We start from the raw sequence: 12,230 nt of genomic DNA, 5'->3' as shown, positions 1-12,230 counted from the left end.
TTCAAATCTCTGCTATTTTTCGCCAAAAAGACGTGCAGCTGCGTGATTTGTCGAGCCGATTCCTCTATCAAAGGAAAGAGCGTGACGAATCGCTGCTGTAACAAACCGTTTCGCCTCTCCCACTGCGTTCTCAAGATCCATCCCTTTGGCAAGTCCGGCTGTAATCGCAGCCGAATACGTACAACCGGCTCCACTTGTATGAATCGTGTCGATCCGCTCAGAACGATACTCCGTCATCATTTCACCATCAAAAAGCAGATCCACAGCCGGATAGTCCTTCAGTGCCCCTCCTTTGATAAGCACGTTATCTGCCCCAAGTTCATATAACTTCTTTACGGCGTTTTCCATCTCCTCTAAAGTTTCCGGCGCTTTTTCATCAAGAAGCTTACCCGTCTCCTGCAAATTCGGGGTGATTATCGTCGCCAGTGGAATCAATTCGTTTTTCATACTTTCAATGGCCTCGTCCTTCAATAGCTGTGTTCCCATCTTTCCGATCATAACCGGATCGAGTACATAAGGAATATTACTGTATTGATTCAGCAATTCCGCCGTCACTTTAATAATCGAATCCGTAAACAGCATCCCTGTTTTCAATGCATCTGCACCGACATGTTCCATTGAAGAACGTACTTGGGCCTCGACAGCTTCTGTAGATTGAGTGAATACGCCCTTCTCTGTCACTTCGTTATTGGCGACCAGGGCGGTCACAGCACTTATCCCGTAGACATCCAACTCTTCGAATGTTTTAAGATCCGCCTGAATACCGGCACTTCCCTGACTTGCAGATCCCGCAATACTCAATGCGCGTGGTATCATTATCGTTCCACCTTTCTCTCATTTTTACTATAATAAAGTAATAGGAGGATTCCTAATGGCCAAATACCCTGAATTATCCTGGTCCATCGCCAGACATAAAACACTAATGACCTGCGCCCGTAAATATGCTTATCATTACTATACTTCCCACAACGGGTGGCTCAGTGATATAGACAGTTTACCGCAACAGACGTACAGGCTCAAAAAAATAACCAATCTTGAGATGCACTTTGGAAGCATGGTTCACGATGCAATCGAAAAAGCCGTCGATCACTACCGGAAGACGGCAGAACTCCCGGATGAGGAAAAGATGAAAGATTTCATCCGGCACGGACTAAACCTGGCCTACCGGGACTCTTACAAAAGAGAATTCGCCTGGTGGCGCAGACCGAAAGATTATACAATGCTGCATGAAGTCTATTACGGAGACACGGTACCCGAAGAGAAAATCGATAAAATAAAGTTTCGTCTCGACACCGTATTGAAGAACTTCTTCGCGAGCCCGACGTTCCGGGATATGCTGAACATGGATAAAACCGATTTCATCGAATCCGAAAAATTCCGTTACCTGCGTATCGACGGCGTGAAAGTATGGGTGGTCATGGACCTTCTGTATTATCACTTCGACACGGGGAAATGGATCATCGTCGACTGGAAAACAGGAAAACAGGCGGATGAAGACAGGAATCAGCTTGCTCTTTACGCTCTTTATGTGAAACATACCTTTCCGGTCGAATCTCTTGATGATATCGTCATCCGGAACGAATACCTCCTCGACGGAGAGACACAGGAATACCAGCTTTCCGAACAAGATCTTTCTCAGGTACAGAACATTTTCGAACGGAGTCTGCAGGAAATGGAGCAATACATGGAGGATACTGAGGAAAATGCCCCGAAACCCCTCGCCTCTTTTCCTATGCAGCAAAACTTAAGGATTTGTGCCTCCTGTAACTTTCAAGAGTTATGTTTTTCAGATGGAAATGTTTAAACCTTCATCCAACCGGATATGTAAGATAAGTAAGCAACTTACGGAAAGGAGCTTTGATTTATTTATGAAAGTACTAGTAGCTGGTGCAAACGGCCATACAGGACGTTTGCTCGTACAATATCTAAAAGAAGACGGACACGAACCTTATGGAATGGTCCGTAAAGAAGAGCAGAAAGCAACCATCGAATCACTCGGGGGCATTCCTGTCCTCGCAGATGTCACGAAAGATGTAGGTCATGCGGTAAAAGGCATGGACGCTGTCATCTTCGCAGCAGGATCAGGTTCAAGTACAGGCCCTGACCAGACGGTAGCTGTCGATCAGGAAGGCGCAATCAATCTCGTCAAACACACCGAAGAATTCGGTATGACGAAATTCGTCATGCTCAGCTCCATTGCAGCCGGAGATCCGAGTCGTGTAGACGAAAATATGCGTCATTATATGGAGGCAAAAGGAAAAGCGGATGAATATCTGCAAAGTACCGAGCTTGATTATACGATCGTACGTCCCGGTGGTCTTACCCACGGAGAATCTACTTCTAAAATCCAAGTCGGCGACACGGTCGAATTCGGCGAAATCCCGCGTGCGGATGTAGCGAAAACAATCATCGCCGCACTTCAGGAACCGAACGCTTTCCATAAGACGTTCGAAGTGATCAGCGGCGACACTCAAATCGAAGAAGCCCTGAAAACATTGAGGTAATGAAGAAAAGCGGAGCCTCCCTGCTTAGAAGTTCTGGCGTAAGCAGGGGTTTCTCTTTTCAGGTGTTTTTTCCTGAAAAAGAAATCACTGCTTAGGACACGGACTTCCGGGGGCGAAGCTAGACAAGAAAAGCGAAAGCGACCGCTTAGAAATACTGGCATAAGTAGATTGGTCAGACGAAAGTTGTACTTCCCTTTCTCTGATCCGAGCTACTTGTGACACGAATTTCTGGGAGCTGCAGCTGGACATGAAAAGCGGAACCATTCGTTTAGAAGCTTAAAAATAAGCGGATGCTCTTGGATTCGGATGATTTTCCCGAAACAGGAGTAGCCGCTTATTTTACGTGCTTCTGAATGGTGTAGCTAGACATGAAAAAGCGAAAGCTATAAAAACAATACAAAACCTCCGAATTCACATGAAAGAGTTCGGAGGTTTTTTTCAGTTCAGGCAAAAGAAGTCACAACAGGTTCTTTCTCCAGTTCCTGAATTCCAGCTCATTGAATTTTTCCGCCATACGCTCTTCATTCACGTCAAACACTGCCCTCTCCAAAGAATGGTACACTTCTGCATTACAACGAATTTCAGCAATATCCCTCGACAAATGAAGCATATCCAAATCCGATTCGATTTTGCCTCTTTGACCTTTTGTCAGATGCTCTATGTTTTCAAGAATCCCTTCGATGGACTCATACTGATGAAGTAACTTCAACGCAGTCTTCTCTCCAATGCCTTTCACGCCGGCATAATTGTCACTGCTATCTCCCATGAAGGCTTTCAAATCAATAAGCTGCTTCGGTGTTATTCCTTTTTCTTCATGCAAGCGTTCTACTGTATATTCGGCATAGTTTCCATACCCTTTCTTCAACAGAACAACAGACACATTCGGTTCCAGTAGCTGAAGCATGTCCTGGTCTCCGGTAAGGATAAGTACTTCGGCTTCTTCACGGTAATGGTGGCTGAGTGTTCCAATACAATCGTCCGCTTCATACCCTGCCATGCCAACGTTTGGTATGTTGAGCGCTTCCGTCACTTCTTTAGCAAGATCGAATTGCGGAACCATTTCTTCCGGAGGGGCACTTCGATTAGCTTTGTAACTTTCGAGAAGATCATTTCTGAATGTTTTGCTTCCCATATCCCAGCACGCCACCACGTGTGTCGGTTCATATTCTCTCACTGCCGTGAAGAGATGCTTAACCATCCCATACACCGCATTGGTCGGTACCCCTTTTGAATTGATCATATAATAATTGCTCATAGCCGTAGCATAAAAAGCACGAAATAATAGAGCCATGCCATCGACGAGCAATACTTTTTTCGTCATCACTCCCACTCCTTTCAATCTTCTGACATTATATCAGAAAAGCATCACACACGAACTTGTCAGATAATTGACAACATTTCATCTTCATGCTAAATTTTACATGTAACCGTTTTCAAATAGTACACAGGAGGATTGATTGCATGGTATACCAAAACCCGAACACCGAAGGATCACCTGTCCAATTCAAAGAGCAATACGAAAACTATATTGGAGGAAAATGGACGGCCCCTGAAAAGGGTCAGTATTTTGACAACGTTTCTCCAGTCACCGGCAAAAACTTCACCAGAGTGGCCAGGTCCACAGAAGAAGACATAAATAAAGCTGTCGAAGCAGGACATAAGGCAAAAGCTTCCTGGGGAGCCACTTCTGCTGCTGAGAGAGCGAATATTCTAAATAAAATTGCAGATCGTATTGAAGAGAACCTTGAAAATCTAGCTATCGCAGAAACATGGGAAAATGGAAAAGCTGTCCGCGAAACTCTCAACGCAGATATCCCACTCGCTATCGACCATTTCCGCTACTTCGCAGGAGCGATTCGTGCTCAGGAAGGATCGATTGGACAAATCGACGAAGACACAGTCGCTTACCACTTCAATGAACCTCTCGGCGTCGTAGGACAGATCATTCCCTGGAACTTCCCTATACTTATGGCCACCTGGAAACTGGCTCCTGCACTTGCTGCCGGAAACTGTGTCGTACTGAAACCTGCAGAACAGACACCTGTTTCCATCCTCTATTTCCTGGAAATGATTGAGGATCTGCTTCCAGGAGGCGTACTGAATATCGTGAACGGCTTCGGTCTGGAAACAGGTAAACCTCTTGCCCAGCACCCTGATATCCAGAAAGTCGCCTTCACAGGAGAAACGACGACTGGCAGAATGATTATGCAGTATGCATCCCAAAACATAATCCCCGTCACCCTCGAACTTGGCGGTAAATCACCGAACATATTCTTCCCTGACATTATGCAGGAAGATGATGATTTCCTAGATAAAGCGATCGAAGGCTTCGTCATGTTCGCGCTTAACCAGGGTGAAGTATGTACGTGTCCATCGCGTGCACTTGTACATGAATCCATCTATGATGAGTTCATCGAAAGAGCAATCAAACGTGTAGAAGCAATTAAAATGGGCAACCCGCTTGACCCTAATGTGGCCATGGGTGCTCAAGCTTCATCGGAACAGCTCGAAAAGGTCCTCTCTTATCTTGAAATCGGTAAAGATGAAGGAGCTGAACTGTTGACGGGAGGAGAACAGAAAAAGCTCGATGGAGATCTTTCCGAAGGATATTATGTAACACCGACGGTATTCAAAGGAACGAACGATATGCGTATCTTCCAGGAAGAAATCTTCGGTCCGGTTCTTTCCGTTACGACGTTCAAAGATGAAGAGGAAGCGATGGAAATCGCCAACGATACCCTTTACGGACTTGGCGCAGGAATCTGGACACGAAATGTCAATACAGCCTACCGTTTTGGACGCGGCATACAGGCAGGTCGTGTATGGACGAACTGTTTCCACGCCTATCCGGCTCACGCTGCATTCGGCGGCTACAAGATGTCCGGTATCGGGCGCGAGAACCACAAGATGATGCTCGGTCATTATCAACAGACCAAAAATATGCTGGTCAGCTACAGCCCTCAGAAACTAGGATTCTTTTAGAAGAAAAAGCACCCCTTTTTCTCTGACCCGGGCTAATCGGGACACGGATTTTGGGATGTTGAAGCTCGATAACAAATGGACAGCTACGGTGAGAATTACTTACATAAGTGGTCGCTTCCGTCTTCGCAGGACTTTTCCCGCAACAGAGCGGACCACTTATGTTACAGAGTTTTCAACTTTAAAGCTAGACATCAAAAGCGGAAAACCTCCGCTTAGAAAGGATGAATATCAATGGCTGAACGAGTTACAGCTACAGAAGAAGCAATCGCGCTTATTGACAGCCTGAAAGAGAAACATGGAAACCTCATGTTCCATCAATCCGGCGGCTGCTGTGACGGAAGCTCTCCAATGTGTTATCCGGAAGGCGACCTTATGGTTGGAGCCCAGGATCTTAAAATCGGTGAAATCGCAGGTGTTCCGTTCTATATTCACAAAAAACAGTTTGAATACTGGAAGCACACCCAGCTGATCATCGATGTCGTAGAAGGACGCGGAGGTATGTTTTCTCTCGAAGGGGTCGAAGGCAAACGCTTCCTGACTCGTTCCCGCGCCTTCACTAAAGAAGAAAACGACGAATTGAATACGCGGAAAGTGTAGCCATCCCGCTTAGAAATACTGGCATAAGTAGACCGGTCAGATGAAAGGCGCTCTTCCCTTTCTCTGATCCAGGCTACTTATGACATGAATTTCTGGATGGTGAAACTAGACAAAGAAATGCGGAAAAGTCCGTTCTAAACCCACTCCCACTCAAAACGAACCTTACTATTCAACCTTACAAAAAGCCGGGATCCCCCCGGCTTTTTTCAATTTTCATCGTTCTCTTCCAATATTTCGACTCTTATCCATCCACGCAGACCGTTCACCATCCATATCTCTTCGAATTGAGGAAGCTCATCCACATAAAGCGTCTGTTCCTGTACTGACCCCTTCTCTACCAGTTCCTGTCTTTTCACCCCTGCGAGCAAGCCGCTTTCTACCGGAGGAGTAAAGTAGTTTCCGGCTTTTTTCACGACCAGATTCGCAAAAGTGAACTCCGTAAGTTCCCGATTTTCGTTCCATAGCAGGACCGTGTCCGCTCCTTCTTTTGCTCGCCTATCATAAATGGCGCGATTCGTCGTCTTATGATAATAGAAGAGATCTTTTTTATCTATCGGGGTAGCAGCAAGAAAAGCCCGGTATGTTTTTTCAATATCCTCATATGCTTCAGCTTCTGCATGGACCTCCCCTTCTTCCGAAAGAAGAAGGCGTACCTTCTCTATTTCAGAACCTCCAGTCACACGCTTAAGCTCACAGTGGATCTTCGTTTCATCAAAAGGATAGGAAAAGTAAGCGGCTGATTGTTCAAGTCGCTTCATATGTCTGTCTAATTGCGGGATACTTCCATTTTCCGCTTTCATCGTCTCCAGAAGATGAAAGACCGGCCACTCTGTATCCAGCAGTTTCGCTTTAATTTTCATTTCCTCGTATTCCGAATAAGAGCCGGAATCCCAGGTAATACCTCCCCCAGAACCATACACAGCTTCCCCGTCTTCAATTTTCACCGTTCTGATCGGAACATTGAATACCATATCCCTTTCCGGCGTGATATATCCGATGGCTCCGCAGTATACATCCCTCGGTGTTTCTTCGAGCGATTTAATGTATTCCATCGTCTTCACTTTAGGAGCACCGGTGATTGATCCGCATGGGAACAAGGCTCTGAATAACTCCCACAATGAAGTATTTACATCTATATCTCCCTCCACAGTCGAAGTCAACTGATGAACAGTGGGATACGTTTCAATAGAAAAAAGATGAGGGACACGTACTTTTTCAGCAACTCGACCGATATCATTTCTTAATAAATCCACAATCATAACATTCTCTGCCCGTTCTTTTTCCGAGGAGAAAAGCTCCGCCTTGTTCCTTTCATCTTCTTCAAATGTTCTCCCTCTCGCAGCTGTTCCTTTCATCGGACGTGTGGTAAGTAATGACTTTTCTTTTTTGAAAAAAAGCTCGGGAGAAGCCGACAAAATAGCACTTGTTCCGGTTTCCAGATAGGCGCTGTACTGCCCTTGCTGACCACGGGCCAGTTTTTCGAAGAACGCATAGGGGTCTCCTTTAAAATCCGCTTTCCATCTGGCTGTATAGTTGACCTGGTAGGTATCACCTCTTCCGATGGCTTCTTTGATTTTTCCTATACCATCCCGGTAGGTTTGGTACCCTGCATCAAGCTCCCATTCGGAAATCTCGTAACGCCCCGTGTTCTTATCTGCATCATGCTCAGGGTGCCGAAACACACCGAACCATAGAAGCGGCCCCCTCGGATCACGGACCTGAAATGCCGGGTCAAAAGCCGGAGCGGCTTCATATGCTACATAACCCGCGAGGTAATACCCCGAGTCTAACCATCGTTCGATCTCAGTGAAAGCGTTGTTCACTTCTTTTATCGTATCGGCTTCAATGATAGCTTCCGGATCGCGGAATACCAGTGATTTCCCTTCAAAACGAAAATGGAGATGCATAAACTTTCCCACCTTTCCAGTTCAGCGCCTGTATGTAAGACTGACGAAGCACTTCTTTTCCATGTTCCGTCAAAATAGCTTCCGGGTGGAATTGCACGGCCTCCAACGGATCTTTTATGTGACGCACTCCCATGACGACACCATCTTCACTTATTGCGCTCACTTCGAATTCCTGAGACAGATGCCGGGCAGGGGTGCAGAGTGAATGATAACGTGTGACCGAAAACTCAGGAGGTAGTGTCGAGAAAACAGTACGTTGGTCCGTTTTAATTATGGACTGCTTCCCATGCATTGGTCGCGGCGACCGTTCCACTCTTCCTCCGAGAGCTTCCACAATCACCTCTTGCCCCAGGCAGACACCGAATATCGGTATGACTCCTTTCCACATTTCCACTACATCAAGACAGACCCCCGCCGCCTTAGGGGTCCCGGGCCCAGGAGAAATTACGATAAGTGAAGGTGCGAGTTCAGCGATATCCTTAGCTGTTATTTTATCATTACGAATTACCGACACTTCCTCCTCCAGCTCGCGGAAAGCCTGATACAGATTGAAAGTGAAAGAATCATAATTATCAATAATTAATATCATATGGCAACCCCTCTCCATCAAAGTTATAATTAAAAGAAAAGCGTAAGCGTCCGTTTAGAAATACTGGTATAAGCAGACCGGGCAGACGAAAGGCGTCCTTTTCTTTCTCTGATCGGTGCTGCTTGTGACATGAATTTCTGGACGCTGCAAGTTTAAGTACCCTTACAGGGAAAGGAGCCTGTGCATGAAAAAACGTTTCTGGATTCCCATATCACTCATTATTATAGGCATCTTTTTCCCGCTGTGGTTCGACCTTGAACATGTAGGACTGGAAAGGATGCTCGAGCAACTCGAGAATGAACCGGACGGAAGTACGCTCATGCTGACAGCACTCGTCCTTGTTTTTCTTAACACATTACGAGCACTTCCACATTACCTTGGAGCACTCCTGCTTGGTGATGCTCTTGGGAGAAAATATAATAAACCGGTCTTGAAAATAGCGGTCCCGATCATCATCATCCCCATGGTCTACCTGTTGATCAACACCTATCACTCCATGAATTATCATTTCGGCGGACCCGCCATTCTTTTACTGTTGTCTATTGTGTTCCTGCAACTTTTCGGAAGACAGAACATGCGTCCATTGTTCATGTCCTTCGTCTTTACCCAGTTGCTGTTCGGGTATCAGTGGCTGGATACGGTCCCTGCTTTGACTCCATTCGGTTTCGGCGGAGGGGAAGTTTCCTCCTTCGTCAAAAATACGGCAGTCACCATCGGATTCGATCAGACCCTTTCCATCTACAGTCTGCTGTTTTCGGCTGTTTTCATTGTACACGCCCTCGTGTTTGCCGTCTATTTAACAGTCGTCGAACAGAAGTGGAAAATGCGCAAAGACCTGGAATCCGCCCGCCTTCAGATGGTAGAAGCGAGAAGCGGCCGGGAAGCTTTACATCTCGTCCATGACCTTAAAACTCCCTTATCCCTGATGGAGGGATTGAATTCACTTATCCAGATGAAAACGAAAGACCCTGATATAAAGACGTATACAGAAAAAATATCTGATTCTATACGCGCAACGAGTGACATGGTCTCCGAAATTCTATATGATGAAAAGAAAAATTGGTGTTCCTTACACACGCTGATTGAATACGTACGACAGAATAAGTTATCGGAATCCTCTACCATTTATCAATTCGATCTCCAGGCTCCAAGTGATATTGAAATTTATATTAATAAAATACGCATGACCCGGGCTATCGTCAATCTGATCGATAACGCCGGAGATGCGGTAGAAGGTCAGGAGGATGCCCAAGTGCTCATACGAACGGAAGCAGATTCTGGTATATGGATCGGGATTGAAGACAATGGTCCCGGTATCAGCAATAGAGATATCCAAAAAATCTGGACTGCCGGTTTCAGCACGAAAGACCACCCCGGCGTCGGCCTGTCTTTTGTGAAAAACGTAATCGAAGAGCACGGGGCCTCCCTCGATATCGAAAGTGAGCCAGGAAGCGGCACGACATTCTGGATACATTTCCCGAAGGAGAGAACACGCTATGAACATACTGATTATTGATAATGATGAATCTTTGCGTTATATGCTTACCGAATTCTGCAACCACGCCGGCTGGGAATCGGACACAGCAATCAACGGTCGGGAGGGTGTGGAGAAGTTCCGGCACGGAGAATTCGATGTGATCCTCGTTGATTATCATATGCCTGAAATGGATGGTCTTCAGACAGTGAAGGAAATCCGCAAACAAAACCAGCAAATCCCTATCCTTGTTCTCACTGTAGATGAACGTCAGGAAGTGGCAGACCGTTTTCTCGAAGAAGGGGCTACAGATTTCGCTCTGAAACCGGTCAAAGCACCTGACCTGATTTCACGCGTCCAACTGCACGTGCAGCTTGCAAATATGCGTTCGGCTCATGAAGAAAGTGAAGAAGTCTATACAGCCAAAGGCATCAGTAAGAACACTCTTCAAATCATCGCCGACCATTTGAAGAAAGAGGAGGAGCCGGTATCTGTAGATATCATTTCCAAAAATATCGGACTCGCTTATCCTACTGTCTATCGCTACCTGATGCATCTGCTTGAAGAGGGGCAGGTAAAGCAGGTGATCAGCCACCAAAAAATAGGCAGACCGAAAAAATTGTATAAATGGTACACGAAATAGCCGAAAAGGGATACCTTTCCGGCTATTTTTGAGAGTTCGTTTATCCCAACAGTACAGGAAGTAAAATCGCTATTCCGATGATACCCAGTAAAAACACCCAGGACATAGGCCTCGCAAAGTTTACCGTCCATCCGACACCGAAGCGTTTTTCAAGAAAAATGGAAGGATCGTTCGGGTTAAAATAAATCTGGCCGAGCTTCCAGTACTGATCGTCGTCCCTGTCGAGGATTTCTTCATTTTTTCCGGAGACGTTGGTAACACGACTTCCTCCCTGACCTGTGGTTGCGCTGAGGACGATAGCGCCGACAACGATGATGAGGGCCGCTAGGAAAGGAACGATCATCATGAAAGTCACAGGCAGATCATACACGAATGACACTTGAGGAACTACGAAGACAAGAGTGAGAATTACGGAAGATACGATCGTGAATAGCGACCAACGCCGGCGAAAGATTACTTGCTGCTGAAGAGATTTCTCCGGATTTTCAGCACTCGTCTGCTGTTTCGCCCGGCCAATCACCATATGGACGAAGAAGAAAATGCCCGTCATATATAACTGTACAATAGGTAGCATAAGGGCCGAACGGTAGGATTTCTCCGCCCACTGCGTCACCTCTCTGTCCAACCCATATTGCATCGGCAGCTCCGCAGGCATGGAAGAATACATCCGGATGGTGAATAGAACCGTCGCTGCTGATATGAGGAAAGGGACAAGAAACCACCACGAGGAATACGTAAGTTTGCGATCTCGGAAGGAAAGATCCGCTGTTACTGTCTGGGTATCCTTCATCCAATTTTCTTGTGTTTTCAGTTCCTTCATCCGTCTGTGGAACATATAGTATAAGAAAAACGCCACGATCAGAAAGCCGAAAAGCAGTACGGTGAACCAGATACTCCACGCCTCCTCGGATACTTCCATCCTCCCCATGAGAAAAACGACGAACACCCAGTGCAGAATACTCAGAATCCCCGTCCTTATCGCATATGCTTTTCTCATGTTCAACAACCGTTCATCTTTATATACACGTTCCGGAATCGAGACTCCGAAACTCTCTGTTCTGCGTGTCCAATAAGGGATGAAAATAAGGGATACGTAAACAGGGATCAAGACCATACTAATGACTGCTGTTTCCATCGGTGTCCCCTCCTTTTTCGAACGTTTGGTATGTCTCCTTGATCAATCGAGTCACTTCCTCTTCCGAAACTCCACGGCAAATGGCTTCCGCTACTACCATTTTCACCTGGTGACCCGAATCTTCCCGGTAGAAATCGTCCGCTTTTCTATGTTCTTCCGGAGCGACGATGACACCTCTTTGCCTATGGATCTGAAGAAACCCCTCTTTTTCAAGTTGTTTATATCCTTTGTTCACGGTGTGGAGATTGATTCCGAGATCAGAGGCCATACCCCGGACCGAAGGCAAGCGTTCTCCGGATTTGAGCTCTCCGAGAGCGATGCCTTCGATAATCTGGTTTCTTACTTGAGTGTAAATAGGGTATTTCGATTCCAGATTGATATGAATGATCATCTCCTTCA

General features: G+C 46.1%; 12 protein-coding genes. 6 read left to right on the top strand and 6 right to left on the bottom strand.

Features of this window, described 5'->3' with window-relative positions; genetic code table 11:
* Positions 1 to 12: 12 nt before the first annotated feature.
* On the bottom strand, positions 13 to 816 hold the full coding sequence (gene thiD, locus BW944_RS04185) for a bifunctional hydroxymethylpyrimidine kinase/phosphomethylpyrimidine kinase (RefSeq protein WP_084193613.1): 804 nt from the start codon (positions 814 to 816) through the stop codon (positions 13 to 15).
* Positions 817 to 871: 55 nt separating this feature from the next.
* Between thiD and BW944_RS04180 the strand changes: the two genes are divergently transcribed.
* The gene (locus BW944_RS04180; RefSeq protein WP_076557098.1) at positions 872 to 1,804 is read left to right on the top strand and encodes a PD-(D/E)XK nuclease family protein; all 933 of its coding nucleotides are present in this window, start codon (positions 872 to 874) and stop codon (positions 1,802 to 1,804) included.
* A gap of 64 nt (positions 1,805 to 1,868) precedes the next feature.
* Complete coding sequence (locus BW944_RS04175) at positions 1,869 to 2,504, top strand: SDR family oxidoreductase (RefSeq protein WP_076557097.1); 636 nt, start codon at positions 1,869 to 1,871, stop codon at positions 2,502 to 2,504.
* A gap of 457 nt (positions 2,505 to 2,961) precedes the next feature.
* Here the strand turns inward: BW944_RS04175 and BW944_RS04170 are convergent, their stop codons facing one another.
* Positions 2,962 to 3,825, bottom strand: coding sequence for a 5'-3' exonuclease (locus tag BW944_RS04170; protein ID WP_076557096.1), 864 nt, complete (start codon positions 3,823 to 3,825; stop codon positions 2,962 to 2,964).
* A gap of 140 nt (positions 3,826 to 3,965) precedes the next feature.
* Between BW944_RS04170 and exaC the strand changes: the two genes are divergently transcribed.
* Positions 3,966 to 5,486 carry an acetaldehyde dehydrogenase ExaC gene (gene exaC / locus BW944_RS04165; RefSeq protein ID WP_076557095.1) on the top strand — a complete coding sequence of 507 codons (1,521 nt, stop codon included), beginning with the start codon at positions 3,966 to 3,968 and terminating at the stop codon, positions 5,484 to 5,486.
* A 231-nt stretch (positions 5,487 to 5,717) separates the two neighbouring features.
* On the top strand, positions 5,718 to 6,083 hold the full coding sequence (locus tag BW944_RS04160; RefSeq protein WP_076557094.1) for a DUF779 domain-containing protein: 366 nt from the start codon (positions 5,718 to 5,720) through the stop codon (positions 6,081 to 6,083).
* Positions 6,084 to 6,289: 206 nt separating this feature from the next.
* Here the strand turns inward: BW944_RS04160 and pabB are convergent, their stop codons facing one another.
* Positions 6,290 to 7,990: an aminodeoxychorismate synthase component I gene (gene pabB, locus BW944_RS04155; RefSeq protein WP_076557093.1), complete on the bottom strand. Its 1,701-nt coding sequence runs from the start codon at positions 7,988 to 7,990 to the stop codon at positions 6,290 to 6,292.
* Complete coding sequence (locus BW944_RS04150; protein WP_076557092.1) at positions 7,968 to 8,579, bottom strand: anthranilate synthase component II; 612 nt, start codon at positions 8,577 to 8,579, stop codon at positions 7,968 to 7,970. The genes pabB and BW944_RS04150 overlap by 23 nt, the downstream gene beginning before the upstream one ends.
* Before the next feature lie 184 nt (positions 8,580 to 8,763).
* Between BW944_RS04150 and BW944_RS04145 the strand changes: the two genes are divergently transcribed.
* Positions 8,764 to 10,095, top strand: a complete 1,332-nt coding sequence (locus tag BW944_RS04145; protein ID WP_076557091.1) for a sensor histidine kinase — start codon at positions 8,764 to 8,766, stop codon at positions 10,093 to 10,095.
* Positions 10,076 to 10,696, top strand: coding sequence for a response regulator (locus BW944_RS04140; RefSeq protein ID WP_076557090.1), 621 nt, complete (start codon positions 10,076 to 10,078; stop codon positions 10,694 to 10,696). Before BW944_RS04145 ends, BW944_RS04140 begins: the two co-directional genes overlap by 20 nt.
* Before the next feature lie 40 nt (positions 10,697 to 10,736).
* Here the strand turns inward: BW944_RS04140 and BW944_RS04135 are convergent, their stop codons facing one another.
* Together BW944_RS04135 and BW944_RS04130 are read right to left on the bottom strand one after the other, a co-directional pair.
* The gene (locus tag BW944_RS04135; RefSeq protein ID WP_076557089.1) at positions 10,737 to 11,831 is read right to left on the bottom strand and encodes a DUF1648 domain-containing protein; all 1,095 of its coding nucleotides are present in this window, start codon (positions 11,829 to 11,831) and stop codon (positions 10,737 to 10,739) included.
* Positions 11,812 to 12,222 (bottom strand): GntR family transcriptional regulator, encoded by a 411-nt coding sequence (locus tag BW944_RS04130; RefSeq protein ID WP_076557088.1) that lies wholly within the window; start codon positions 12,220 to 12,222, stop codon positions 11,812 to 11,814. Before BW944_RS04130 ends, BW944_RS04135 begins: the two co-directional genes overlap by 20 nt.
* Positions 12,223 to 12,230: the final 8 nt, after the last annotated feature.

Source organism: Salimicrobium flavidum (genome assembly GCF_900156645.1).
In the GTDB taxonomy this organism is placed as follows: domain Bacteria; phylum Bacillota; class Bacilli; order Bacillales; family Halobacillaceae; genus Salimicrobium; species Salimicrobium flavidum.
The sequence above is the reverse complement of the archived record's forward strand: the minus strand, read 5'-3'. Positions and strand labels throughout refer to the sequence as shown.